The 26,984-nt window shown below is 63.4% G+C and carries 18 protein-coding genes and 2 pseudogenes; 5 read left to right on the top strand and 15 right to left on the bottom strand.

Translation table 11 applies throughout. The features are described from left to right. Positions 1-19: 19 nt before the first annotated feature. Positions 20-1,723, bottom strand: a complete 1,704-nt coding sequence (locus tag ACVW16_RS31595) for a SulP family inorganic anion transporter (RefSeq protein ID WP_456702893.1) — start codon at positions 1,721-1,723, stop codon at positions 20-22. Next, a complete protein-coding gene (locus ACVW16_RS31590) occupies positions 1,720-2,400 on the bottom strand; it encodes a YoaK family protein (protein ID WP_456702892.1) in 681 nt (226 codons plus the stop codon). Before ACVW16_RS31590 ends, ACVW16_RS31595 begins: the two co-directional genes overlap by 4 nt. A gap of 135 nt (positions 2,401-2,535) precedes the next feature. Between ACVW16_RS31590 and ACVW16_RS31585 the strand changes: the two genes are divergently transcribed. Further along, on the top strand, positions 2,536-4,224 hold the full coding sequence (locus tag ACVW16_RS31585; protein ID WP_456734722.1) for an aspartate:alanine exchanger family transporter: 1,689 nt from the start codon (positions 2,536-2,538) through the stop codon (positions 4,222-4,224). Positions 4,225-4,390: 166 nt separating this feature from the next. Beyond that, positions 4,391-4,975 (top strand): invasion associated locus B family protein, encoded by a 585-nt coding sequence (locus ACVW16_RS31580; protein WP_456734721.1) that lies wholly within the window; start codon positions 4,391-4,393, stop codon positions 4,973-4,975. A gap of 16 nt (positions 4,976-4,991) precedes the next feature. On the opposite strand, the gene ACVW16_RS31575 is transcribed toward ACVW16_RS31580, so the two are convergent. Further along, entirely contained in the window at positions 4,992-5,360 is a 369-nt protein-coding gene (locus ACVW16_RS31575) for a response regulator transcription factor (protein ID WP_456702889.1), read from the bottom strand. 182 nt (positions 5,361-5,542) lie between these two features. Beyond that, entirely contained in the window at positions 5,543-6,166 is a 624-nt protein-coding gene (locus ACVW16_RS31570) for a response regulator transcription factor (RefSeq protein WP_456702888.1), read from the bottom strand. A gap of 301 nt (positions 6,167-6,467) precedes the next feature. Here ACVW16_RS31570 and ACVW16_RS31565 point away from each other — a divergent pair, with 301 nt between their 5' ends. Then, a complete protein-coding gene (locus tag ACVW16_RS31565) occupies positions 6,468-7,151 on the top strand; it encodes a helix-turn-helix domain-containing protein (protein ID WP_456702887.1) in 684 nt (227 codons plus the stop codon). Between the two features lie 34 nt (positions 7,152-7,185). Here the strand turns inward: ACVW16_RS31565 and ACVW16_RS31560 are convergent, their stop codons facing one another. Together ACVW16_RS31560 and ACVW16_RS31555 are read right to left on the bottom strand one after the other, a co-directional pair. Continuing rightward, positions 7,186-7,641 (bottom strand): potassium channel family protein, encoded by a 456-nt coding sequence (locus ACVW16_RS31560; protein WP_456702886.1) that lies wholly within the window; start codon positions 7,639-7,641, stop codon positions 7,186-7,188. Between the two features lie 16 nt (positions 7,642-7,657). Beyond that, positions 7,658-8,801, bottom strand: a pseudogene (locus tag ACVW16_RS31555) (AI-2E family transporter). A 443-nt stretch (positions 8,802-9,244) separates the two neighbouring features. Here ACVW16_RS31555 and ACVW16_RS31550 point away from each other — a divergent pair. Next, positions 9,245-15,481, top strand: coding sequence for an AAA family ATPase (locus ACVW16_RS31550; protein ID WP_456802543.1), 6,237 nt, complete (start codon positions 9,245-9,247; stop codon positions 15,479-15,481). 39 nt (positions 15,482-15,520) lie between these two features. On the opposite strand, the pseudogene arfA reads toward ACVW16_RS31550, so the two are convergent. The 9 genes and pseudogenes from arfA to ACVW16_RS31505 form a co-directional block, all read right to left on the bottom strand. Next, positions 15,521-17,066 (bottom strand): annotated as a pseudogene (arfA, locus tag ACVW16_RS31545) (arabinosylfuranosidase ArfA). Next, positions 17,063-17,932 (bottom strand): ABC transporter ATP-binding protein, encoded by an 870-nt coding sequence (locus tag ACVW16_RS31540; RefSeq protein WP_456734716.1) that lies wholly within the window; start codon positions 17,930-17,932, stop codon positions 17,063-17,065. The pseudogene arfA and the gene ACVW16_RS31540 overlap by 4 nt, the downstream one beginning before the upstream one ends. Beyond that, positions 17,929-18,960, bottom strand: a complete 1,032-nt coding sequence (locus ACVW16_RS31535; protein WP_456738150.1) for an ABC transporter ATP-binding protein — start codon at positions 18,958-18,960, stop codon at positions 17,929-17,931. Before ACVW16_RS31535 ends, ACVW16_RS31540 begins: the two co-directional genes overlap by 4 nt. Next, entirely contained in the window at positions 18,960-19,823 is an 864-nt protein-coding gene (locus ACVW16_RS31530) for an ABC transporter permease (RefSeq protein ID WP_456702881.1), read from the bottom strand. The genes ACVW16_RS31535 and ACVW16_RS31530 overlap by 1 nt, the downstream gene beginning before the upstream one ends. Beyond that, a complete protein-coding gene (locus ACVW16_RS31525) occupies positions 19,823-20,827 on the bottom strand; it encodes an ABC transporter permease (protein WP_456702880.1) in 1,005 nt (334 codons plus the stop codon). Before ACVW16_RS31525 ends, ACVW16_RS31530 begins: the two co-directional genes overlap by 1 nt. A gap of 56 nt (positions 20,828-20,883) precedes the next feature. Further along, positions 20,884-22,785 carry an ABC transporter substrate-binding protein gene (locus tag ACVW16_RS31520; protein WP_456702879.1) on the bottom strand — a complete coding sequence of 634 codons (1,902 nt, stop codon included), beginning with the start codon at positions 22,783-22,785 and terminating at the stop codon, positions 20,884-20,886. A gap of 263 nt (positions 22,786-23,048) precedes the next feature. Then, on the bottom strand, positions 23,049-23,888 hold the full coding sequence (locus ACVW16_RS31515) for a bifunctional allantoicase/(S)-ureidoglycine aminohydrolase (protein WP_456702878.1): 840 nt from the start codon (positions 23,886-23,888) through the stop codon (positions 23,049-23,051). A gap of 2 nt (positions 23,889-23,890) precedes the next feature. Then, a complete protein-coding gene (locus ACVW16_RS31510; RefSeq protein WP_456802632.1) occupies positions 23,891-24,382 on the bottom strand; it encodes an ureidoglycolate lyase in 492 nt (163 codons plus the stop codon). Between the two features lie 40 nt (positions 24,383-24,422). Further along, a complete protein-coding gene (locus ACVW16_RS31505) occupies positions 24,423-25,757 on the bottom strand; it encodes a C4-dicarboxylate transporter DctA (RefSeq protein ID WP_456734714.1) in 1,335 nt (444 codons plus the stop codon). Positions 25,758-25,961: 204 nt separating this feature from the next. Between ACVW16_RS31505 and ACVW16_RS31500 the strand changes: the two genes are divergently transcribed. Beyond that, positions 25,962-26,873, top strand: coding sequence for a LysR substrate-binding domain-containing protein (locus tag ACVW16_RS31500; protein WP_456738504.1), 912 nt, complete (start codon positions 25,962-25,964; stop codon positions 26,871-26,873). Positions 26,874-26,984: the final 111 nt, after the last annotated feature.

The raw sequence follows: 26,984 nt of genomic DNA, 5'->3' as shown, positions 1-26,984 counted from the left end.
GCATCGCAATAAGACGGCGTCAGGCCGTTCGCTGCGCGTTGGTCGCCTGGTCATCGCCGAGCAAACTATCGAGCGACCGTAGCCACTGGCCGCTATCGGTTTTGGCCGCGAGTCCTTCGGCGCGCAGGAGGTCGCGGAGCTGCGCATGCGCGCCGACGATGCAGAAGGTCACGCTGCGTGACGCAAGTTCGTCATGGAGCTCGTGCAGCATGCGCGCGCCTGCCAGATCGATATAGGGCGATGCGGACAAGTCGCAGACCACCAGCCGGACGCCCGGCGCCGCCCGGAGGGCGATCAGAACAGTCTCCAGGATGGTCTCGGCATTGATGTAGAGCAGCGACGCTTCGGGCCGGAAGGCGATGATCCCGACCAAAGGCTCGATCCCCTCATGCCTCGCGGTGTCCGAATAGCGCCCGCTGCCGGGCAAGCGGCCAAGGAACGCGACGTTCGGCCGCGAGGCCCGCGCCAGCAACAGGAAGATCGAGGCGATCGACGCCAGCAGAACGCCCTGGAGGATGCCGAGCAGCAGCACGGAGACCAGGGCGATCGCCGCCGCGTAGAAATCGATCCCGCTGACCTGCCACATTCGTAGCAGCGCGCGGACATCGACCAGCCTGTAGACCGCGGCCAGGACGATCGCCGCAAGCACCGCCTTGGGCAGATTGGTCAGCGCGCCCGTGAAGAACAGCAGGCAAAGCCCGAGCGTTACCGAGCAGATCACCAGTGCCAGCGGAGTCCGGGCACCGGCGCTGTCGTTGACAGCCGATTGCGATAGTCCGCCGGCGACGGGATAGCCATGGCCGAAAGCAGCGGCGAGGTTCGCCGCGCCCAATCCCAGGAACTCCTGACGGACGTCGAGCTGATAGCCATGCTTGGCGGCAAAGCTGCGAGCCGCCGATACGCCTTCGATATAGGCCAGCAGCACGCAACCTGCGGCCAGCGGAAACAGATCGTCGAATTCCAGCAGGCCGAATGTCGGGATCGCCAGCGCCGGCAAACCTTCCGGTATCTTCCCGGTAACGGGCACGCCGAGACCGGGGAAGCCCAGGAGTGTTGCGAGAATGATCGCAGCCGCAACGATGGTGATGCCGACGGGCTTGCCCGGCAGGAGCCGCTCGCCAAGCAGGAGGAACAAGAGCGCGACGGCGCCGATGCCCAGGACCAGCGGATCGATGCCGCCAAGCTGCCCGACCAACTTGCCGGCGCGATCGAAGAAATTGTGGCCGCCACCGGCAACCCCGAGCAGGCTTGGCAGCTGGCTCATGATGATGGTGAGTCCGGCGCCGGCCTTGAAGCCGACCAGAATGCTGTCGCTGACGAGGCGGACGAGCACGCTGAGCTTGAACAGCCAGGCGACGAAGCACAGCACCGCCACCGCAAAGGCTGCGAGGCTGGCGATCTGGGCGTAGCGGACCGCCTCTCCTCCGGCCAGCGCGCCGACGGTCGCGGCGATCATCAAGGAGATCGCCGAGGTCGGGCCGATCGCGAGCTGGCGCGACGAGCCGAGCAGCGCATAGCCGATGCCCCCGAGCATGTAGCCATAGACGCCGATCTGCGGCGGCAAGCCGGCGAGCGCCGCATAGGCAAGCGAGACCGGGATCGCGTAAGCGGCCAGCGTGATGCCGGCGACGGCGTCGGACGGCAGCCATTCGCGGCGATAGGCGGCGAGCCAGCCGAACGGCGGGAAGAAACGTGTCCAGCCGGGATCGGAAGGCAACTTCATTGGGTCACCTCGCGTGGGGTTGCTTCGCAGCGCAGCAGCACAATCAGCAGCGCGACCACGGGAAGACCAAGCGCGAGGTTTGGAATGGACCTGGTGGCAAAAGCGCCGACGGCCGCGCCGCAGCCGAACACCGCACACAGCGCATAGAAGATGGCCGACTTGCGCAACGTCCCGAGCGGCGCACCTCCGAACACGATCGCGAGGAGATTCTCGACGAGCTGTCGCATGTTACCGGTGATCATCACCGTGCTGCAAACCGTTCCCTCGACCTTGACGAACATCGCCGCCTGAATGGCCGCGACCATGGAAATACCGAGCGTTCCGGCGAGATCAGGCAGTCGGTTGTGCAGGATGCCGATCGTGATCAGGAACAGGATCTCGAGCAGGACGCTGAGTGCGCTGGCCCTCTCGCCGGCGACGCGGCGCAGCCAGGCGGCGATCACGATGCCCACGGTGAAGGCGAGGATCGGCGGAACGAAGTGCAATGCCTGCGCCCACTCACCTCCCATCGCATGAACCCACAGAAAGATCACATTGGCGGTCTGCGCATTCGCCAGCACGCCGTGGATGATCCAGGTGTAGGCGTCGATGAAGCCGCCGGCGAAGGCCAGCAGCAGGACGATCTCAACGGTTTCATCGCGGCGGATCGCGCCGGCTGCAACGTCCAAGCTACTCATGTCGGCAAGGAGGGCTGTCGTAAACGCTTCATCAAATCATAGGCATCGCCTCGTTCGTGCCGAGGCTTGATCTGGATCAAGCAATCTTCCCCGGCCGCCAATCAAATCGCACCAAAGCGCCCGGGGAACGCGACCATGGACACCGTCAGGTGGATCATCACCACCGCACCGGAGATCTTCTTGCTGCTGGCGCTTGCGATCGGCACCATCCTCGGCCGCATCAAGGTTCGCGGTTTCTCGATCGGTACCACCGCCTGCATCCTGATCGTCGCCGTGTTGATCGGACAACTCGGCAGCTTCACGTTCCCGCCGGTCCTGCGGGCGATCCTGTTCAGCCTCTTCGTCTTCACGATCGGCTACCGGTCGGGACCGGAGTTCTTTGCCTCTCTCAGTCTCCGCACTCTCGCGCAGGTCGTGCTGGCGCTGGTGATCGGCGCGACGGGCCTCGTGCTCGTGCTCATCTTCGCCCACACGTTCAAGCTCGACACCGGAACGGCCGCGGGACTCACCGCGGGGGCGCTGACGCAGTCCTCGGTGATCGGCACCGCATCGGGCGCGCTGGCACAGCTCGGCCTGCCTGCCGATGTGCTGAAGCAGCAGGAAGCCAACATCGCGGCCGGTTACGCCGTGACCTATGTGCTCGGATACATTCTGACGCTGCTGTTCGTGCCGTTCGTCGCGCCACGGCTGATGGGGATCGATCTCAAGGCCGAAGCCAAGAAGCTCGAGGCGGAGCTTGCCGGCGGCGCTCCGGCGAAAACGGACAATCTTTCCTATCGCAAATTCCAGGCCCGCGCCTATCGGGTCTCGACCGCCGCAGGCCGCACGGTCGAGGCCATCGAGGCCGACATCGGTGGCCGGACCATCGTCGAGCGGATCGTCCGCCGCGGCGCCGATGTCGCCCCGCACAGGGACGCAACGCTCGAGGACGGCGACGACGTCGTCCTGACCGGCCCGACTGCGGCCATCGTCACGGCAAAGCCCGTCATCGGCCGGGAAATCGATGCCGACGAGCTGTTGCGCAGCCTGCCTGGCAACGTGATCGAGGTGCTGGTGGAGAACCGCAGGCTGCACGGCCGATCGATCCGTGAGGTGGCCGAGATCGTCGGCGACGATGCGCGCGGCGTCTTCCTGCGCGCCCTCACACGGATGGACCGCGACGTGCCGCTCGGCCCCGACACGCGCGTCTATGTCGGCGACGTCATGACGCTGGTCGGCAGCACCGGCAACATCGTGCGCGCGACAGCGCAGGTCGGCCACGCGCTCAACGCCGGCGACCGCACCGACATGGCCTTCCTCGCCGCCGGCATCGCCGTCGGCCTTCTCGCCGGACTTGCCAGCATCAAGGTCGGCGCGGTCGCGCTGACACTCGGCGGCGGTGGCGGCGCGCTGATCGCAGGCCTCGCCTGCGGTTGGCTACGCTCGCGGAAGCCGACCATGGGCGCGCTGCCGCCGGCGGCCCAGCAGACGCTGAGCGACCTCGGCCTCGGCGGCTTCATCGCGGCGATCGGGCTCGGCAACGGTCTCGCAGCCTGGTCCGCGATTCAGGCTCATGGCCTGCTGCTGGTCGGCATGGGCGCCGCCGTCACGCTGATCCCGATGACGGTCGGAACGCTCGTTGCGTGCTACATTCTTCGCATGAATCCGGTCGTCATCTGCGGGGCGCTGGCCGGCGCCATGACCGTCGATGCCGCCGTCACGGGCGCCTGCGATGTCGCCGAGAGCAAGACGCCGGTGCTCGGCGTCGCCGTGCCCTATGCGGTCGGCAACGTCGTGCTGACAGTGCTCGGTCCGATCGTGGTTGCCGCGACTTTCGTTGCTTGAAGGAGTCCGCGATCCCTTCATCGCCGCCGGCGGCCGGGCCGAGTATCAAATGAGGGACATTTCTTCATCTCGCCGGATGCGATCCCGCTCTGGTCGCCGCTGGTACCAAATTTCTCGATGCGCCGAAATGAGCCCGGTTCTCGGGCCGGATCTTGGAGTTGCAGCGATGGCTCGTCCTCTTGATGCTCTCTGCGGTCTCCTGAGCGCCGCGATCATAGCGACGGCGGCAAGCTCGGGCATCGCCGCGCCGAAAGCGGCGCAAGCCGAGACGGCCGCGGAGGTCGCAACGCGCGGTCAGCGCGAAGCCAAGGACATCACCTATGGCGACTGGCAGAAGCTCTGCTTCAAAGCCGGCGGGGCGCCGATGCTATGTCGGACCTCGATCACGGGAAATTTCCCGACCGGACAGACGGCCGTTCGCGTTGACCTGATCGAGCGCGAGGATGCACCCACCGTCCGCCTGCGACTGTTCGTGCCTGTCGGCATGTACCTGCAACAGGCGCCGAAGCTGAGCATCGACGGAGGGCCCCCTGTCCGCGTGCCCTACACCTGGTGCCTGAGCAATCTATGCATCGCAGCCGACGTAGCGGCACCGGACATCATCAAGGGAATGGAAGCCGGCAAGGCGCTGACGCTCGAACTCGTCGATACCAACCTCCTCGCCCTCACGACTGCGATCCCGTTGGCGCAATTCGCGACCGCCCACAAGGGCGTGCCGGCCAAGACGCTGGAGCAATATATCGACGAGTGAAGTGACTGGCCGGCCCCTAAGGGGCCGTCGCGCGCGTCACCGACTCGATCAGGACGTCTGCGGCAAACGGCTTCGTCAAATAAGCGACACACCCCGATGCGGTCGCCGCAGCGCGGTTTGCGTCGCTGTCGTTGCCGGTGATGTAAACCACCGGCGCGGTGACGCCCTGTTCAAGCAGTCGATGCCGCGCATCAATGCCTGAGTTTGCCCCGAGATTGATATCGAGGATGATGCAAATCGCGTCATCGAACTGGCCGTGCTCGAGCAAGGCACCGGCGGAGTCGAACAGCGTGGTCTCGAAACCGTGGCGGCGCAGCAGCCTATCCAGGCAGGCTCGCATGGATGGATCGTCATCGACGACGAACACGGATTCGCGCTGGGTCAAGGCAGTCTGCCTTTCCGGACGATGACGAAGTCCTGCGACGGTGCGGGGATACGGGATGTGAATGCTTCGCGTTCCGGGCGGGCCTTCTGTGCACAATTGCACACGGCGCGCTGCGCCTGTCAACGCGGCTCGGTATTGTCCTTTGGGGAAGTCACATCGCCGGAATGAACCGGGCCGACGAGCTAATGCTCGTCGCTGTCGAGCATGCCAAGCCGCTCCGCTATGGAAACGAGTTCCGCAAGCGAATGGACCTGCATCTTCTCCATCACCTGATGGCGATGCGCCTTCACCGTGCGTTCGCTGGTCCCGAGCTCATGGGCGATCTGCTTGTTGATGCGGCCACGAACGATGAGATCGAACACCTGTCGCTCGCGCTGCGTCAGCCTCACCAGATGACCACGAAATGCATCCAGCCTGCTGCGCTGGGCGCGCGCCATTTCCTGACTGGCCAATGCGCGCTCGATTGCATCGATCAACTGCTCCGAGGAGATCGGCTTGGTCAGGAAGTCCTCCGCACCCGCCTTGATCGCCCGCACCGTGGTCGGCGTGTCTGCATGTCCAGTCAGGAAGATGATCGGCAAAGTCGAGCCGGACGCGATCAAGTGAGCCTGTAAATCGGGGCCGCTCAATCCCGGTATCCGCACGTCGAGCAGGATGCATCCCGCCTGCTCGTCGTTCGGCGCGGATTCCAGCAACGCCTGTGACGACGCATAGGTGGCGACATCGTAGCCCGCAAGCTTCAGCCGGCGTTCAATCGCCGTACGAAAGGACTCATCGTCATCGACAACGTGAACGAGGCCCGCCACCTTCCACCTCTCGCGCATTCAAATGGGGACCGTTGAGGTCCTCTCGTCTTGAAACATCATCTTCAACAGCTTGGCGATCGAAGTCCTCGCTTCGCAAGAGCCATATTCGCGCAGCACCACGCCTTCTCATCCTGCGCATCAAACGCCTTTGCTGTCCCTTGGTACAATGCCCCTTGGGACAATGGATTGAACCACCACCATAGCCGAAAATCAGCTCCGGCGGGAGTGGGATAGCGCGGCGCATTCCGGCCGAGAATTTTCGTCTGACCGACCATTCGGCGACAAGCTGTGGAGTTGGCCCATGTTCGTTCGCATCACGACGGAATCCGCACCGCGCCCCAATTCCCTTCGTGACCTCGGCATGAGAAGTGAATCAAATGCGATGGTCAGTTTAAGCGAATTTTCCTATCGCAAAGGAACCGAGATCTACGGCGAGAAAGAGCCGGCCGAATATGTCTATCAGGTCAAGTCCGGAGCGGTACGAAGTTACAAGCTGCTATCGGATGGCCGCAGGCAAATCGGCGCATTCCACCTCGTCGGCGATATCTTCGGGCTCGAAAATGGCAACGAACACCGGTTCACGACGGAAGCCATCATTGACACGACCGTGCGCCTTGTGAGGCGGCAAAGCCTTGAAACGGTGGCCCAGAACGATGCCATGGTGGCCAAAAATCTCCTGCGCATGACCACGAACAACCTCCAGCACGCCGAAGATCACATGCTCTTGCTGGGACGCAAGACTTCACTCGAGCGGGTTGCGGCCTTCCTGCTCGAAATGGACAAGCGGCTGACGGCGGCGGGCGTCATGGCGCTGCCGATGTCGCGGCGCGATATCGCCGACTATCTCGGCCTGACGCTGGAAACCGTCTCGCGCGCTCTGTCACGCCTGCATGAGGTCGGCGTTCTCGGCTTCGTGGGCAACACCCAGCGCCAGATCGTGCTGCTCGACCGGCACCAGCTCGCCAGTCTGGATCTGCAGCCCTGAACCGGCGAAAGGCGGATCCACGCGTCCCGCTGCATCAGACCCGTGGCAAGCTTTTGCCGGGCGGCTCCGTCAGCCCGAGATGTTCGAGCGTCTTGCGCAAGACTTCGAACAGAATGGCGGCGGACCAGCCGAACAAAAGTACACCATTCATCGCGGTCAGCGGGCCGATCAACTGCCATTCGCGCACCGGCGTAATGTCGCCGTAGCCGAGCGTGGTGTAGTTGACGAAAGCAAAATAGAGCATGTCGGTGTCGCCGGGAGCGACGCCGACGATATGGTAGGTCGCCGCCCATATCAGGATTTCGAGCATGTGGGCGATCTTCAACACGACGGCAGCCGCGATCATGACGCTCATGAGATGGAGCCTCGGCCGATTGCTATGACGCAGGCCTGCACTGCGGGCGATGGCGACCGCGACCACCGTCACCAGCGCGTGGAGCCCGATATTGATCACGCTGACCAGAGTGCCGACCAGGAATTGTAGCATCATAGCAGCGAACCCGACCTCAATTCTGGAGACCCAGTTCGTCATGATCGACGACGACGGTTTCCGTCGCTGCAGCGGTGGCCTGGCCGACCCGAATCGGCTCGGCGCGATCGATCACGATCCATGCAGCCGCCAATTCCCAAGCAACCGACAGGATGATCGGCCCAATGAATAGCCCGATAATCCCATGCGCAAGCGTACCGCCGATGACCCCGATCAGGATCACGAGAGTGGGCGTCGTCAGCCCCCCGCCCCATGAGAAGCGGCTTCAGGACGTTGTCGAGAAGGCCTACGACGACGAGATAGATCGTCAAGAGCAGGGCCACGGTGACGTCCTTGTCCACCCATATCCAGACGACCACGGGAAGAAGAACGATAGCGGCGCCGATCTGAACGATCGACAGCAACAGCACGATGATTGCGAGCAGCCCCGCGCTTGCGATGCCAGCGAGCTTGAAACCGATGCCCGCCAGCAACGCCTGCACGATGGCGACACCGATGACGCCTTGTGAGACCGCGCGTATGGTCGCACCGGCGAGCTCCAGGAAATGCTCGCTCCGGCCAGGCACGATGCGCAACAGGAAGCCGCGGAGCGCGGCAACAAGCTGTGCCCCGTACGGAAGCAGGAAACCGGCCACGACCACCGACAGCAGGAATTGGAGCATTCCGATACCGGTATTACCCGCAAACGACAACATCATCCCGGCGAGCGGTTTCAGATACGGCGCCACCTCGCGCAGCGCTGCACGGACGTTCGTGTAAGCCTCATTCCAGAATGCGTAGAGCTGCGGACCGATCAGGGGCCAATTCCTGATCCGTTCCGGCGCCCCCTGCAGCACGAGATCTCCGCTGCCGATCTGGCCCGCAAGGTAGCGAAGCCCTTCCACCGCACTCAGGCCCAGCCAGGCAGCGGGACCAGTGACGATGCCCAGCATGATCAGTGTGAGAACGGCTGATGCGGTCCGGGGACGGCCGCCAAGGTGTCGGGTGAGCCAGGCGAAGACTGGATGAAACGCCACAACCAACACGGCGCTCCAGCTCAGGATCGGCACAAACGGCCGGATCACGACGAAGGTCCACGAGATCAGCAGCCCGAGCAAGCCGAGCCGAATCACGAGCTGGACGATGTCCTCCCCGGACACAAGCTGGCGAAGCGTCTTCAAGGCTCGTCGCCTCCTGATCGACGGACGGCACGCTGCAGACTAGCTGGGGTGCGGCCCGCTTCGGGGGCTTGATCCAGATCAAGCTCGGCGTTCGGCTGCTTGACGAAATCGGCGAACAAGCGCGCAGCTCAAGCTCGAAAGAAATCTCCGGCTTCGCGCGAAAGCTCCCGCTGCGGTGGTCGCTGACGCGTTTGATCTCCCTGAAGTTGCGATGCGGCCCCGCAAGGGAGCTCCGTTGCATGCCGCCTCGCCTCGTGTCGTCTCGTCGATCCGTTGACGCGATTAAGGCAAATGATACGATTTCACACCGATACGATTTCACGGTGTCCGGCCTCGTCGCGTCGGGGCGGCTTGTTGGGAGGGTGAGGCAGAGTACCGGGCGAGCCAGCTTCGGCTCGAACTTGAGCTCCCGTTTGGGCTCGGCGGCGGCATGGTCTACGAACATGAACCTTTCATCGTTTATGGGTGCCGGCTGGGCCCACGGTCCGCAGGTCCTCTCCGACGAAGAAGGGGTTCTGCTGTGCCGCGCCTTCCGCGAACGCATCGACGGGGAACGGCAGATCGTGCTGGCCCTCGTTCCGGCCGCCGAGCACCCAAGCCCGCAAAGCCTCGACCGTCTGGCTCACGAATTTGCATTGAAGGACGAGCTGGACAGCGCGTGGGCGGCGAAGCCGCTGGAGCTGGTGCAGGACCATGGCCCCACCATTCTTGTCCTTGAGGACCGCGGTGGCGAGCCGCTGACCTGGCTGACCGACGCCCCCATGGAGATGGGCAGCTTCCTGCGTCTCGCCATCCAGATCGCCGCGGCGCTCGGCAAGGTGCATCAGCAGGGCCTGGTGCACAAGGACATCAAGCCGGCCAACATCCTGGTAAACCGCGGCAAGGACAGCGTGCATCTCACCGGCTTCGGCTTCGCAACCCGCCGCCCGCGCGAACGGCTGTCCGCGGCTGCCGACGCGCAGATTGCGGGCACATTCGCCTACATGTCCCCCGAGCAGACAGGGCGCATGAACCGCTCGATCGACTCCCGGAGCGATCTGTACTCGCTCGGTATCACCCTCTACCAGATGGTCACGGGCTCGCTTCCCTTCGTGGCGTCCGATCCGATGGAATGGGTGCACTGTCACGTCGCGAGAGAACCGGAGGCCCCGGCCAAGCGATCGAGCAACGTGCCGGCCGTGGTGTCCAGGCTGATCATGAAGCTGCTCTCCAAGATGGCCGAGGAGCGTTACCAGACAGCAGGCGGCGCCGAGCGGGATTTGCAGCGTTGTCTTGCGGAATGGGAGCTTCAGCACCGCATCGAAGACTTCCCGCTCGGCGAGCACGACACGCCCGACCGGCTGCTGATTCCCGAGAAGCTGTACGGAAGAACAGCCGAGTGCGAGACGCTGTTCGCCTCGTTCGAACGGATCGTCAAAAGCGGCGCGCCGGAACTGGCCCTGGTCGCAGGATATTCCGGCATCGGAAAATCTTCTGTTGTGAACGAGCTGCACAAGGTGCTGGTGTCCTCGCACGCCTTGTTTGCATCAGGCAAATTCGACCTGCATAAACGCGACATCCCCTACGCCACGCTGGTCAAGGCGTTCCAGGGCCTCGTTCGCCCTCTTCTCGGCAAACGCGAAGCTGAGCTGAGCGCGTGGCGCCAGGCCCTGCTCGGCGCACTTGGCGCGAACGGGCAGCTCGTCGTGGACCTGATCCCGGAGCTGAAGGCCATCATCGGCGACCAGCCGCCGGTTCCGGAGCTGCCGCTTCAGCATGCGCAAAGCCGCTTTCACCGCGTCTTCGAGCAGTTCATCGGCGTGTTTGCACGGGCCGAGCATCCGTTGGTGCTGTTCCTCGACGATCTGCAATGGCTCGATATGGCGACGCTCGAGCTGCTCGAGGATGTCTTGACCCGATCAGGCCTGACGCACCTGATGCTGATCGGCGCCTATCGCGACAATGAGGTGGACTCCGTTCATCCCGTCATGCGCATGCGTGAAGCCATCAAGGCGCGGGGACGGCGGGTTGTAGAGATCACGCTCGAACCACTTCGCCGCAGGCATCTCGGCCAGTTGCTTGCGGACACGCTTCGTTGCGAGCCCAGGCACGCAGCCCCGCTGATCCAGCTCGTGCACGAGAAAACCGCAGGCAATCCGTTCTTCGCCATTCAGTTCCTGTTCTCGCTGGTCGACGAAGGCCTGCTTGCGTTCGACCACGATGCTATCAGCTGGTCCTGGGACCTCGATCGCATTCACGCCAAGCGATACACGGACAACGTCATCGACTTGATGCTGGGGAAGCTGACCCGGCTTCCTGCCGCGACGCGTACGGCCTTGCAGCAGATGGCCTGTCTCGGCAATGTCGCCGAGGTCGCCGTGCTTTCCATCGTGCTCGGCATCTCTGATGAGCAGGTCAACGCCGACTTGTGGCCTGCCGTTCGCCAGGAGTTCGTGGAGCCGCAAGCCGGCACCTACCGCTTCGTCCACGACCGGTTTCAGGAGGCGGCCTATGCGCTGATTCCGGAGGAGGAACGGGCTGCGGCGCATCTTCGCATTGGTCGCCTGTTCGCCGCGCGAACTGCGCCCAATGCCGTCGAGGAGGGCGTCTTCGAGATCGTCGGACAACTCAACCGCGGCAGGGCCTTGATCACCTCGCCCGAGGAACGCGTCAGGCTGGCGGAGCTCAATCTTTTGGCCGGTCGCCGGGCCAAGGCCGCTACGGCCTTCGCCATGGCCCAGAGCCATTTCGCGACCGGCGAGGCCATGCTGCCCCTGGATTGCCGGGAGCAGCATTACGCGCTCAGCTTCACGCTGGCGCTACAGCGCGCCGAATGCGAGTTCCTGGCCGGCGAACACGCCAAGGCGAACGCGCGCCTTGCCGAACTGGCACAGCGCGCGGCCACCCTGCCGGACCTCGCGGCCGTGACCCGACTGCGAATGGAGCCGAGCGATCGCGACATCGAGATTGCGCTCGATTATCTGCGTCGCGTCGGGATCGACTGGTCGGCGCATCCCACGCCGGACGAAGTCCACGGCGAATACGACCGGATGTGGCAAGAGATCGGCCATCGTCCGATCGAGGCGCTGCTCGAGCTGCCGCGGATGGCGGATCCGATCGCACGCGGGACGATGGACGTCCTCACAGTCCTGGTCTCGCCGGCCTGGTATATCGACGAGGACTTGCGCCGGCTCATCATTGGACGCATGGCCAATCTCAGCCTGCAATACGGCAACTCCGACGCATCGTGCCTCGCCTACATCGTGCTCGGCACCGTGCTCGGTCCCGACTTCGGCAACTATGACGCCGGCTATCGTTTTGCCCAGCTCGGCCTCGATCTGGTCGAAACCCGCGGACTGGACCGGTTCAAGGCCCGCGTCTATCTCGGCTTCGGAAGCTGGACCCGACATGTGCACTCAGGCCGTCCCTGGCTGAAGCGGGCCTTCGACGCTGCGCAGCAAGTCGGCGACGTGAACTACGCGAGCTTCACCCGACACCACTTCCTGACGCACCTTCTCGCCTGCGGCGATCCCCTCGCCGAAGTGCAGCGGGAAGCGGAGGCAGGCCTCGATTTCGCTCTCCGGGCCCACGTCGACCTTGCCGCCGATCGCATCGCCGGGCAGTTGCAGCTCATTCGGTCGCTGCGCGGCCTCACCACGAAATTTGGCGGCTTCGATGAAGCTGGTTTCAACGAGGCGCAGTTTGAGCGTCGTCTCGAGACCGAGCCATACCTGGAGCAGGCCGGGTTTTGGTACTGGACGCGCAAACTGCAGGCGCGCGTTCTCGCCAACGATCGCGCTGCCATCGTTGCCGCGGCAAAGGCCGGCAAACTGCTGTGGACATCGAAAGCCCTGTTCGACCGGGTCGAGTTTCACTTCTATGCCGCCTTGGCCGAGGCCGCATGCTGCGAGGCCGCAGCGCCGGGCGAGCGGGCCCGGCATCTCGATATGCTGATCCACCATCACCGCGTGCTCCAGCAATTGGCCGAGATCAGCCCGGAAGACTTCGCCGACCGCGCCGCGCTCATATCTGCGGAAATCGCGCACATCGAAGATCGCGAGCTCGATGCAATGCGCTTCTACGATTGGGCCATCGCCGCGGCGCACGCAAACGGTTTTCCCCACAACGAGGCCATCGCAAACGAGCTCGCCGGGCGTTTCTATGCGAAGCGCGGGTTCGAGAAGATCGCCTATGCCTATCTACGCGATGCCCATTACGGATTTCTTCGCTGGGGAGCCGAGCCCAAGGTAAGGCAGCTCGAACGTCTTTATCCACGGCTTCACGTCGCCGAGGACACCAGTTCCGGAAGCCGGCCGACCATCCAGCAGATGGACGTCACCACGGTGGTGAAGGCGTCTCAGGCCGTCTCAAGCGAAATCGAGCTGCCAAAGCTGATCGAGACGCTGATGAAAATCGTGCTGCAGAACGCCGGCGCCGATCGCGGCCTGTTGATCTTGTCGCGAGATGACGACTTCTGTATCGAGGCGGAGGGCCAATCCAGGGGCGACGAGTTCAGCGTCGTGATGAACCAAACCTCGCTCTCGTCACCGGATTGCCCCGAAGCCCTGCTTCGTTACGTCATTCGCACGCAAAAACCTCTCATCGTCGACGACGCATCGCGGCCTGATCCGCTTTACGGCGATGACTACGTGTGCCGCCGACACCCAAGGTCCGTCCTTTGCCTGCCGCTCCTGAAACAGGCCAAGCTCATCGGATTGCTCTACCTCGAGAACACGCTGACGACGCATGCCTTCACGCCGGATCGCGTGGCGGTGCTGGACCTGCTGGCCGCCCAAGCCGCGATCTCGCTGGAGAACACGCTGCTCTATCGCGATCTTCAGGAGCGCGAGGCCCGCATCCGCCGGCTCGTCGATTCCAACATTATCGGCATCCTGTTCTGGAACGGCAGCGGCGAGATCAACTACGCCAACGACGCCTTCCTGAACATGACCGGATATTCCAGGCAGGAACTGGTGTCGAACGCCGTTCGCTGGAAGGACATGACCCCGGCCGAATACCGCGATGAGGACGCGCAGCGGATCGAACAACTCAGAATGTCGGGACAGATCGCCTCGCGAGAGAAGGCGTTCATCAGGAAGGACGGCAGCCGCGTTCCAGTTCTGATCGGCTCCGCCCTGCTGGCCGCATCGTCCGATCAATGCGTCTCGTTCGTGCTCGACCTCACCGCGCGAAAGCAGGCGGAAGAAAAGTACCGCCTGCTCATGGAGCAGGCGCATGACGCGATCCTGATTCTCGACCAAGACGGCCTGGTGATCGAGGCGAACCGCACGGCTGGGGTGATGCTGGGACGGCCTCGGGAGAAAATCATCGGCCTCCCGTTTCGATCCATCCTCGTTCCGGCCGACGCGACGGAAGTCGCCCGTCTGCTGGCGCCGGACTCGGCGGGCTTGTTACAGCTTCGCCTGGATGGCCCCGACGAGAAGGGTCTCGATGTCGAAATGTCGGCCGCTCACGTCTCGACAGGCCGCCAGGAGCTGATCATCGTGATCGGCCGGGACATCAGCCAGCGCCTGCGTCTCGAGCAACAGCTGCGCCAGGCACAGAAGATGGACGCGGTCGGCCAACTCACCGGCGGCGTCGCCCATGACTTCAATAACATCTTGACGGTGATCACCGGAACGATCCAGATCTTGATCGACGATCTTGCGGATCAGCCCGATCTCCTCGCCATCGCCCACATGATCGACGACGCGGCGGCGCGCGGCGCCGATCTGACGATGCAGCTCCTTGCGTTCGCGCGCAGGCAGCCTTTGCAACCCCGCAACGTCGATGTCAACAATCTCGTGGTCGATACCACCAAGCTGCTGCGGCCGACTCTAGGCGAGCACATCGAGGTCGGCTCCACGCTGCAGGACGATTGCTGGCACGCGCTGATCGACCCGGGCCAGCTCTCGACCGCTCTGATCAATCTCGCCGTCAATGCCCGCGACGCGATGCCGGGTGGCGGCAAGATCGCATTCGGCACGGCGAATGTCAGCTTTGGTCCTGACAATGCGGGCCCGGACGACAGTCGCGGCGACTTTGTCCTGGTCACGGTGAGCGATGCCGGTTCGGGCATTCCACAGGTGATCCGGGACAAGATATTCGAGCCCTTCTTCACGACCAAGGAGCTTGGCAAGGGAACGGGCCTCGGATTGAGCATGGTATATGGCTTCATCAAGCAATCCGGCGGTCACATCAGAATCGATAGCGAAGAAGGGCTAGGAACGACCTTCAGCCTCTACCTGCCGCTCTCGACCCAGAGCGCGGAGTCTGCAAGCGTTGCGGCGAAAGGCGAGCTGCAGCGCGGCAATGAAACCATCCTTTTGGTCGAGGACGACGATCTGGTCCGTAAATACGTTGCAGCGCAGCTCAAGAGCTTCGGTTATCGCACGATAACGGCCGCCAACGGCCCGGAGGCCGTCGAGCTCGTCGACCGGGGCGCCATCTTCGACCTGCTATTCACCGACGTCGTCATGCCTGGCGGGATGAACGGCCGCGAAGTTGCCGACGCCGTCCTTCAGCGGCGCCCCGGCCTGCCCGTGCTCTATATGTCGGGCTATCCGGAAGCCGCCATGATGCATGACGGTCGGCTGGACCCTGACGTCACCTTGCTGAGCAAGCCGTACCGGCCGGCAGATCTGGCGCATGCCATTCGTCAGGCCCTCGCCTCCCGGACAGGTCCGGACGCCGCGCGTTGAATTCTCCATTCATGTCCGCGCCGGTACGAAGCGCTATGCTCAGCTTGCCGAGAGATGAATCACGTTCCAGGACGCGGGCTCGAGCGTCGCCTGCAATCGACCGCCGTCGAAGGTCACATTCTGCAACGGCGCCGGCTTGATCGTGTCCGGCGCATGCTTGGTATTCGTCGCCCTCAGGTCATCGTGCCGGAGTTCAACTCTCTCGCTCACCTTCATCCGGCCGAAACGTCTGGCCTCGACGCTCACCTCCATCTCCTGCTTCAGATCGCGATTGAGCAGAAACAGCGACAGGCCACCGTCTTCGGTCGCCACCGCAGCGATCTTCAGATACGGCACATCGGGGACGGGAAAACTCTGCTCCTGGGTACCGCGGGGATCGTAGTACGATGAATCGTATGTTTCGGACCTCCGCTTGCGTGCGGAGAACCTTGCCGCGGCCGAAACGGCTCAAATGCGCAAATGGGAAGAAGGTGGTCTGGCGCCACGCCTCTCCGCCCGTCTCGGTCATGATCGGCGCGATGACGTTGACGAGTTGCGCGAGGCAGGCGACCTTCACCCGGTCGGCATGATTGAGCAATGAGATGCAGGCGCCGCCGAAGGCGAGTGCGTCTTCCATCGTATAGATTTCCTCGAGGATCGGTGGCGCCACCGGCCAGCCTTCCCTAACCCGGTCGGCGCGATTGCGGCGGGTTCGATACCAGACGTTCCATTCGTCGAAGCTCAGCATCAAGCGCTTGTTGGACCGCCGCCTGGCAGCGACCGCGTCCGCTATCGCGACGACCTCGTCGATGAAGCTGTCCATCAGATCGGGGCTGGCGAGAAACGAGGCCGTGTCCTGCTTGTAATTGTTGAGATAGGTGTGGAGTGAAATGTAGTCGACGTGATCGAAGGTGTGCTCGAGGACCGTGTCCTCCCACTGGCCGAAGGTCGGCATGTTACGCCCGGAGGACCCGCATGCCGCCAGCTCGATGGTTGGGTCCACCCAGCGCATCATCTTGGCGGCCTCGCGCGCGAGCGCTCCGTAATCGTCGGCGCTCTTGTGCTCCATCTGCCAGGGCCCGTCGACCTCGTTGCCGAGGCACCACAGCTTGACGCCGTGCGGCTTGTCCCAGCCGTGGGTACGACGCAGCTCGGACAATGCCGTGCCGCCGGGATGGTTGCAGTACTCGACCAGGTTGCGCGCGGCATCGCCCCCGCGGGTGCCGAGATTGACCGCCATCATCGGCGCGACGTCCGCAGCGCGGCACCAGTCCATGAATTCGTTGGTGCCAAAACTGTTCGGCTCGGTGCTGAACCAGGCAAGGTCCAGGCGTGCCGGCCTCGTCTCCTGCGGACCAACGCCGTCCTCCCAATTGTAGCCCGAGACGAAATTGCCGCCGGGGTACCGGATGAGCGTCGGGCCAAGCTCCTTCACCAGGGCGAGCACGTCCTTCCGGAACCCCCTTTCGTCTGCGGTCGGATGGCCCGGCTCGTAGATGCCACCGTAGACGCATCGGCCGAGATGCTCGACGAAGGCACCGAACAAGCGGGGGTCGGTGTGACCGATGGCGAAGTCACGGTCGATCAGAACTCTGGCTTTCCTCATGCTGTTCTCTCGGGGGCCGCGGGGCCGATGGGACCGTTGATGCCGGGATTGACGTTTGCCGTAGAGTCGCTCACCTCAGGTAATAGCACGGCTTCGCGCAATTGTTGCGTATAGGGATGTCGCGGCGCTTTCAGCACCGTTCTCGCATCACCGCTTTCGACCACACTGCCCTTCTGCATGATCATGATGCGGTCGCTGATGTAGTAGGCGGTCGCCAGGTCATGCGTGACATAGATGATCGATATCCCGAGGTCGTCCCTCAGAGTCTTGAACAGATTGACGATGGACATCCGCAAGGAGGCGTCGATCATGGAGACCGGCTCGTCCGCCACGATCAATTTTGGCTCGGCGAGCAGCGCACGGGCAATCGCCACCCGTTGAAGCTGCCCGCCCGATAACTCGTGCGGATATCGATCGCTCACCTCCTTGAGCGATAGCCCCACTTTGTGCAGCGCCGCATCAACGGCCGCAGCCGTGCTCTCCTCTGCCGTGCCGGAAAACCGGCGTCGCGTCATAAGCAGATACCGCTCAACGCGCTTCAGGGGATTGAAGCATTCGAACGGATTCTGAAAGATCGGCTGCACCTTGTGCATGAATGCCAGCCGGCCGGCACTGCCGCTGATAGCCGCAAGGTCCGCACCATCCAGCAGCAGTCTGCCGCTGGTTGGCGCTTCCGTGTTCAGGATCATCCGGGCAAGGGTCGTCTTGCCGCTGCCGGATTCGCCGATGATCGCCAGGATCTCGGGTCGCCCGACAGCAAGCCGGAAGCTTACCTTGTTCACCGCGACGATCGTCTCCCGCGATAACAACCCTCCGCGGAAGAAGGTTTTGCTGACCTCCATGACGTCGAGCAGCACATCATTCATGCCCGTACGCCCTGGTCTACGGCGAAGCATGCAACGCGATGCCCGGGGGCGCTTTCACGCATCACCGGGGTCTCCCGGCGACAAATCTCGCCTGCAAGCGGACACCGCGGGTGGAAACGGCAACCAGACGGCGGATCGGCCAGATTTGGCGGCGCGCCGCCAAGACCCAGGCGCGGCGCGTCGTCACCGATGCGCGGAAGGCTCGATATGAGATGCTTGGTGTAGGGATGCAGGGGATTGCCAAAGATCTCGGTGGTCGCGGCTTCCTCCACGAGACGGCCGGCGTACATGATGGCCAGTCGGTCCGTGAACTGCGCGTGCACCCCCATATCGTGCGTGACCAACAGAACCGACGAGCCAGTCTCGCGCTGAATGCCCCTGAGCATGCCGAGCACCTCCTTCTGCACCACCACGTCGAGTGCGGTGGTCGGCTCGTCGGCAATGATAAATCCGGGACGGCAGATGGTCGCAAGGGCCAGCGCGGCGCGTTGTCGCATCCCGCCTGAGAGTTCGTGTGGAAAGGCGGTGAGGACAGAGGGATCAAGTTTGACCCGGGCCAGATGGGCGACCACCTGCTGCTCGAACCGCCTTCGGCTACCGCCGATATGCGGGTAAGCGAAATCGACGAACGAGGATCGGACCCGACGCACCGGATTCAGCACGTTCATTGAACCCTGCATGATGTAGGACAGGTGCCGCCAGCGTATGCGCTCCAACGCCGCCGGCGGCGCGCGATGCAATCCGTCGTAGCCGGGCAGGAAGGCAAACTCCATGCTGCCGCCGACGATCTCGAGCGGAGGCCTGATCGCGCCTGCGATGCTTTTGACGAGCGTCGTCTTGCCCGAACTCGATTCACCAGCGAGACCGTAGATCTCGCCGCGGCGAACAGCGAAGCTGACACCGTCGACCGCCCGGATGCCGCGCCTGAGGCCGGCTTGGCTGGTCTGGTAATAGGCTTGCAGGTCGCGAACGCTGAGAAGCGGCTGGGCATCTTGATCCTGGTGCGGCTGCTCAGCGTCGGCGTGTATCACGAGGCCCCTCCAACGCTCCAGAGGCGGCTTCTCGGATCGATATGCGCGTTCACCGAGACCGCGAGCAGGAAGAGCCCGATGAATGCCATGACCACCGTGATGGTCGGAAAAGCGATCCACCACCAGATGCCCGCGACCATCGCCGTGTGCTGATTGGCCCAATAGATCATGCCGCCGATCGTCGGCGTGTTGACATCGGTGAAGCCGAGCACGGCAAGCGTCACCTCGAGTCCGATCGACCACACCATGTTGTTCATGGTCGTGGAGAACAGGATCGGCATGACATAGGGCAGATGCTCCTCGGTCAGGATCTGCCGCGTGCTCATTCCGGAGAACAGGCTGGTCTGGGTGAATTCGCGCTGCCTCAAGCTCATGACCACCGAACGAATCAGCCGCGCGTCGTAAGCCCAGCCGAAACAGGCCATGATCAGCGCCAGCATCAACCAGGAGATCCGGTCACGCATCACGAAATAGAACAGCACCAGGATCGGCAACAGCGGGATGACGATGAAGGTGTCATTCACGGACATCAGGACGCGATCGAGCCAGCCGCCCTTGTAGCCACTGATCAACCCGACGGCGAGCGCAACAAGGCGGCTGACCAGGGCCACCGTCCCCCCAAACAGCAACGTATTCCGGATCGCAAAGCTCAACTGCCAGAACACGTCCTGACCGCGCGATGTCGTGCCGAACCAGTAAGTCAACGACGGCGGCAGGTCGGGCGGTACCAGATAGACGCTGTCAGGCGGATATGGCGAGAAGCTCGCCAGCACGGACAGCAGCAGGACGACGGCAACCAGCGCGACCCCAATCCGGAACTCGGCCCTGTAGCGCAAGAGGTCGCGGAGAAAGACCGCCATCAGCCGACCTTCACCCTGGGATCAAGCAGTGGATACAGAAGATCGATCGCCAGCACGCCGACCGATACGCCGAGGATCGAGACGGTGGTGACGCCGAGGACCAAACCGTAGTCACCGGCATAGACGGCATCGACAAGGAGCGAGCCGAGCCCGGGATAACCGAACACCTTCTCGGTGATCACGGCACCGTTGAAGATTCCGCCCAGCGACATCGCCAGGCCCGTCACCTGCGGCACGAGCGCGTTGCGCATCACGTAGGATGTCAGGATGCGCCAGGACTTCACGCCTGCAAGCTCGGCATATACGACGTAGTCCTCCGCCAGGACGTTGGAGACCAGCGAACGCATGCCGAGAAACCAGCTGCCGACACCGATCAGGATCAGCGAGAGCGCCGGCAGGATCGCATGTTGCAGCACGCTCCACACGAATTCGGGTGTCAGGGTCTGTGGCAAATTCATCGTCGCCCCACCGCTGATCGGGAGCACCGGCCAGATGAAGCCGAACAGGATCAGCAGCAGCATGGCCAGGATGTAATAGGGGATCGGATGAAGACCCATGGCGATCACCCCCAGCAGCTTCAGCCCGCGGCTCTGCCGGTAGTAGCCCGCAAGTCCACCCAACAGATTTCCGAGCACCCAGGCGACGAGGGTCGAGACTGCGAGGAGGCCCGCCGTCCAAGGCAGCGCGCGTCCGATCAAGGTGCCGACGGGGGTCGGAAAGGCGGACAGCGAGGGGCCGAAATCGGCGCTCAGGATCCGCTTCCAGAAGGTCAGATATTGCTGAACGGGCGTGCCGCCGAGACCATAGAGCTCGCGGAGGGAATTCCGCATCTGTTCGATCGCATCAGGCGCCGTGTTGCCAAAGGAGGTCACCGCCGAAATCGATTGCTCGACGGGATCGATCGGCGAGGCATGCGTAACGAGATAGGCGATGTTGATGCCGATGAAAACGACGAGCAGGAACTGCGCGAGCCGGCGGCCGACATAGCCGGCGTACCCGCTCAAGGCAGCACCCGAGATGCTCGACAAGGTCGTTGCGGGCAAAGCGGGATCATCGCGCCCTAGCTGGCCGGCTTCAGCCGGACGAACATGTAGCGAGAATTGCCCCAGTTCGGCACGGGATTGGTGTAGGGATTCTCCGCGGTCGGAAAACCCGTCCAGTAGGTCTGATCCATCGCGGTGAACACGTTGTAGGCCATCAGCGGGATGGTCGGCATCTCCTTCACCGCGAGCTTGACATAGTCCTTGCCGAGCTCGATCGATTTGGGATCGTCGAAGCCGACCGTGCGGATCTCCTCGATGATCTTGTCGAGCGCGGGGCTGGACCAGCGCTGCCAATTGCGCAGCGGCTGCGGCTTGCCCGGCTCGGCGACGAATTGCGAATGCCAGCTGTCGAGGAAGTAGGACAGGTCCGGGTGGCCGCCCCAGGTCTCGACGCTCCAGCCAATGAAAGTGTCGAAATCGCCGGCCGCCCGCCGTGTCGGCAGCGTTCCTTGCGCGACATCGATCTTGGCGTCGATGCCCGCCTGCTTCCACAGCTGCACGATCATCGTCCCGGCCCGCGTCATCACCGGACGCAAATCGCCCTCCACCATGACGCGCACGCTGAAGGGCTTTCCATCCGGCGTGATCCAGGCAGCCCCGCGCTTGCTGAAGCCGGCCTTTTCCAGCAGCTCCTGCGCCGCGACCGGATCCGTCTTCCACCAGCCCCTGCCGAAGGCCTTGGCGATATCAGCCGGATCGGCCGGAATCTGGTCGCCCATGGACGGCCGCAGCATGTCGGCAATCTGCTTGCCGATTGTCGGGTCATACGGCTTGATCTTGCGCTTGCCGGTATCGATCTCGAAACTCTCGAGCCAGTCTTCCATCGGCGCGTGGTACGTGGCCGGATGGGTTCCGGTCGGCGGCACGCCGATCGCCGATATGGTAGCGGCGCCGCGATAGGCTGCCATCGCCACGGCCTTGATGTCGATCAACAACGCCAGCGCCCAGCGGACGTCCGGATTTCTAAAGTTCTCATTCTGCGTGTTGAAGATCACCGCGGGAAGCGTGGGATCGGGATGGCCATAGGGGAATCCCTTGAACCAGGCCCGCGTCGTCTTGCTCTGCTTGGCGAGGGCAAACATGCCCTCCGGCGCGATGTCGTGGATCACGTCAAGCTCGTGGTTGAGCTGCGCGATCACCCGCTTTTCGGGCGGGCCGGGGTCGACATAAGCGAGATATTTGGGACCCGGCTTGCCGAAGCGCGCGAGCGTAGTGCGCTGCCAGTCATCGCGAAGCTGCCAGATGTACCATTTGCCATCAGGATCGTAGCTATGCAGCACGTAGGCGCCCAGCGAGACAGGCTTATTGAAATCGAATTTGACGGGATCCTCGACCTTGTCAAAAACATGCTTGGGGAGGATCCATATGGCGCCCCAGCGCACCGTGAAATTGGTGTGGAAGCGTGAATTGGGCTTCTTGAGCTTGAACACGACGGTGTGCGCATCCGGCGCATCGACGGAGGCGACGTTGCTCGTGAGCACCGCACTGAAGCGCATCGCCGGATGCTTGATCTGGGTCATTACCGTCGCGACGACATCGTCGGCCGTGAACTCGACGCCATCGCTCCAGAAGATGCCGCTGCGCAGCTTGACCGTCATCTCGGTGAAGTCGGCATTGTATTGCGGCTTGTCGGCGGCCAGCGAGTTGTCCCAGACGCCGTCGAGGCCGCTCTCGGGATCGATGTACCAGAGCGTATCGAGCGCGGCCTGCTGCAGGCCGTTGCTCTGCGAGCTGGCATTGATCACCCAGATGTTGAACCAGCCGGCGTTCTTGACCGTGCCTTCCGGGTTTTCCAGGATCAGCAGATCCTTCCTCGGAATGTTTTGCGGTATCCCCTGCGCATGGCCGGGAACCACCGATGCGAGCACCAGCGACCCCAGCACACCCGCGGCCAGCAGCAATGCACGAATGCAGCGCATGATGTCCTCGCGGCACAATTCGTCCCGACGCCCGTTTTGACGCGATGCTAGAGGCGCCGGAGTCACGGGACAATAGGAATCTTGCAGGGCGACGATGGTCGCCGCGGGTTTCCGGCCACATCGCCGCCGCAAGCACCGACGGTCCATGCGCATCCGCTGACGTCGCGGCGGCCCTCGCCTTGCTACGGGGCGAGCCGCCAACGGTGGCGATCGCCGATCGCGCTGTCGCTCTCGATGCTATGGCTGCTGATCTGGCGCTTCGACTAGATCAGCGGCGCGCCCTGCCGCAGATTCATGTGCCTGTTGACATCCTTGTAGAGCAGATAACGGAACCGGCCGGGACCGCCGGCGTAGCAGGCCTGCGGGCAGAACGCGCGCAGCCACATATAGTCGCCGGCCTCAACCTCCACCCAGTCGCGATTGAGACGGTAGACCGCCTTGCCCTCGAGCACATACAGCCCGTGCTCCATGACGTGTGTCTCCATGAAGGGAATCGTTCCCCCCGGCTCCAACGTCACGACGTTGACATGCATGTCATGCCTGAGGTCGGCGGGATCGACGAAGCGCGTGGTGGCCCAGCGCCCGTCGGTGTCCGGCATCGGCACCAGTGTCATTGAGTCCTCGTCGGTCACGATCGGCTCGGGAGCGGCCAATCCCGGCACGCGCTGGTACAGCTTGCGGATCCAGTGCAGCTGGGCCGGAACCGGGCCGCGATTGCGCAGAGTCCACTCGCAACCGGGCGGCACGTAAGCGAAGCCGCCGGCCTTCAGCTCGCTATCCTTGCCTGCCAGCTTGAGCGTGACTTGGCCGCCCACGACGAACAGCACGCCTTCGGCGCCCTTCTCGGGCTCTGGGACCTCACTGCCGCCATTCGGGGCAATGTCCATCAGATAGTGGGAGAACGTCTCGGAGAAACCGGAAAGCGGGCGCGCCAGCACCCAGACGCGCGTGTTGTCCCAATGCGGCAGGAGACTGACGACGATATCGCGCTGCACGTTGCCGGGAATCACGGCGTAGGCGGTCGTGAAGACCGCACGGCCGCTCAGAAGATCGGTCTGCGGCGGAAGACCGCCCTGCGGGACGTGGTAATTTCGCGATGTCATCGTCAGGCCTCGTGGTGCTCAGGCATCAGATCGAGCTGCATCGTCTCGTCCAGCCAATATTCTTCGAGATTATCACCCTTGCCCTTGCGGTCGACCACAAGAAAGGGGCATGCCTCCTTGAGAACCAGCAGCGGGTGGTGCCAACAGTTGCGGGCATAGTTCACGCCCTGCTCCCCAGTCGCCGCGAACGCCCGATAGCTCGCCACATCGCGCGGATCCGCGCAAACCACGACCAGCCAGTCCACGCCGCCCAGCGGCATGAACAGCTGGCTTCCCAGCGGATGACGCTCCATCAGGCGAATTGCGATCGGCACAGGACGCAACGAGGCGACAAACCAGCTGATGTTGGTCTGTCCGCCTTCCACGGTCACATCGATATTGGCGAGGTCGTTGAAACGCCTCGCAAAGCCCTGGTTGATCGACAGCGGGGTCACCCCTGCAGTCTCGATGACCTCGCCGAACGGCGCGAACGCCTGCTTCGTCAGGGGTTCAATCGAAAGGGGCCACCATCGTCGACCTCGCGTGCTTCCACGTTTACAGCGTTTGCAGACCCGCTACGGGAGCATCCGCAACATCAGGTTCCGCCCGCATCGCCTCACCCCGGGCGTCGATCTCACCGTTGAGGACGCGCTGCGCCTTCGCGCGATCGAGATCGCCTTCCCATGCGGCGACAACGACCGTCGCAACGCAGTTTCCCACATAATTGCCGAGCGCACGAGCGATACCGATAAACCAGTCCACCGACAAGATCAGCACGAGGCCAATCGCCGGAATGGCCGGGATGGCTGACAGCGTCGCGGCGAGGACGACGATGGCCGAGCCGGGAACACCATGGGCGCCCTTGGAGGTCAGCAGCGCGACGCCGAGGATCGCCAGAAGGTCCCCCAGGGCCAGCGGCGTGTTGGTTGCCTGCGCAATGAAGACTGCCGCGAGGGTCAGGTAGATCGAGAACGCGTCGAGGTTGAACGAGTACCCAGTGGGAATGACGAGGCCGACGGTCGATCGCTTGATGCCCAGCAGCTCGAGCTTGCGCATGGTCTGCGGCAGCACGCTGTCGCCCGCGGCCGTGCCGAGCACGATCATCAGCTCCTCGCGCAGATAGGCGAGCAGCTTGAACAGGCTGAAGCCTGACAGCCGCATGATCGAGCCGAGCACGATCACCACGAAGAGGAAGACGGCGAGATAGAACAGCCCGACGAGCCCGCCGAGCTGCTTGAGCGAACCGATGCCGTACTTGCCGACGGTAAAGGCGATCGCACCGAACACGCCGATCGGCGCGAGCCGGACGACGAAGTTCATCATTTTGAAGATGATCTCGTTGACGCGCTCGACGAAATCGACCACCGGCCTTGCCCGCTCGCCGCACAACGACACGGCGCAGCCGAACATGATCGAGACGATCAGGACTTGCAGGACGTCACCCGAGCTGAACGCGCCGACGATCGTCGAGGGGATCAGCTTCATCAGGAATTCGGAGACGCCGCCGCCGGCGACCTGCGCCGCGGTCTGGCTGAAGCCGCTGAGCGCCCTGGCGTCCAGCGTCGCGGGGTTGATGTTCATTCCGGCGCCGGGCTGGAAATAATAGGCCAGCGCAAGGCCGAACACCAAGGCGACGGTGGTGACGATCTCGAAATAGAGCAGCGCGCGGACGCCGACCCTGCCGACCTTCGAGAGGTCTCCGGCTGCTGAAATGCCCTGCACCACGACACAGAACACGATGACGGGGACCAGCATCTTGATCAGCTTGATGAACCCGTCGCCGAGCGGCTTCATCTGCAAGGCCGTATCCGGATAGGCCATGCCGAGCGCAATGCCGAGTGCGAGTGCGACGACGACCTGGAAGAAGAGTGACTTGAATATCCTGGGCATGGCTTTCCTCGCTCGCGGGGGCTCGTGTCTGTCTGGCTTGGCAGGCTCTAGGCCTCTGCCATTCTTGTCATTGGCAGCGGCGTGACGCCGCTGCGCACGGAGCCGCCCGCCGTTCGCGGGCCGGAATGGCTCCATCGCTCATTCGTTGACCAGGTGCGACATCAAGTCCAATATATAGAACGACACGATTGATAGGTTTTCGCTATGGATCTTCGCCAGCTCAGATACTTCATTGCCGTGGCCGAAGAGCGCAGCTTCACCCTCGCCGCAAGGCGGCTGAACCTGTCGCAGCCGCCGCTCAGCCAGCATATCCAGGCGCTCGAGGCCGAGCTCGGCACCTCCCTGCTCTACAGGACGAGCCGCAAGGTGGAGCTGACGCAGGCGGGCGAAGCAATGCTGCTGCGCGGGCGGGCGATCCTGCAACAAGTCAAATCCGCGGAGGACGAGGTGCGCTCGATCGGCGCCGGCCTGATCGGAACGCTGGATCTCGGCGCAACCGGCTCCATCCTGCGCGGCCGCCTCGCGGAGCTGCTGGCGGCCTACCGCGAGGTGGCGCCCCTGGTCCGGATGACCGTGCACGAGCAGGCGCCGGCGCTCCAGATCGCCGCGCTGCTCAACCGGACCACCAACATCTCGCTCATGCGCGGCAACCCCAGCGAGCGCGACCTGACCAGCAAGCTGGCATGGCGGGAAGAGGTCGTTCTCGCCCTGCCCCGTAATCACCATTTGGCGAAACGCAAGCGCGTCGCGCTTGGCGAACTGGCGTCTGAGGATCACGTCATCCTCGACCCGAACAGCTCTGACTTCGCTCGCTACGTGCAGACCTGCTGCGTCGACGCCGGCTTCCTGCCAAAAGTGTCCCAGCAAGTCGTCGACGCGCAGTCGATCCCGAGCCTGATCGCAGCAGGCTTCGGCGTCGCGCTCGTGCCGCAGTCGATCGCGCGCTTCACCACAGCCGACATCGCGTTTCGCCCGATCAGGCCCTCTCCGCCTGCAGCCGACGTGTTCCTGGTGTTCAGAGAAGACGAGACATCGATGGTGGTCCACAATTTCATCAAGCTTGCTGGTCAGCTCCTGAGCCACAGGAGCCGCTTAGGCGCGCGCCGAAGGGACTAGAAACTTCGCAAACGCGCTCAGTCCCTGCCGTGGTCCGCCCGCTGACCTCGCCGGGGCATGCAGTTCGTATCGAACCACTCACACGGCGGACGCAGCCGGTCAAAACCGTTG

It is taken from the genome of Bradyrhizobium sp. USDA 4474, from assembly GCF_054057515.1.
Note: the sequence above shows the minus strand (reverse complement) of the source record. Positions and strands in the feature narration are given on the sequence as shown.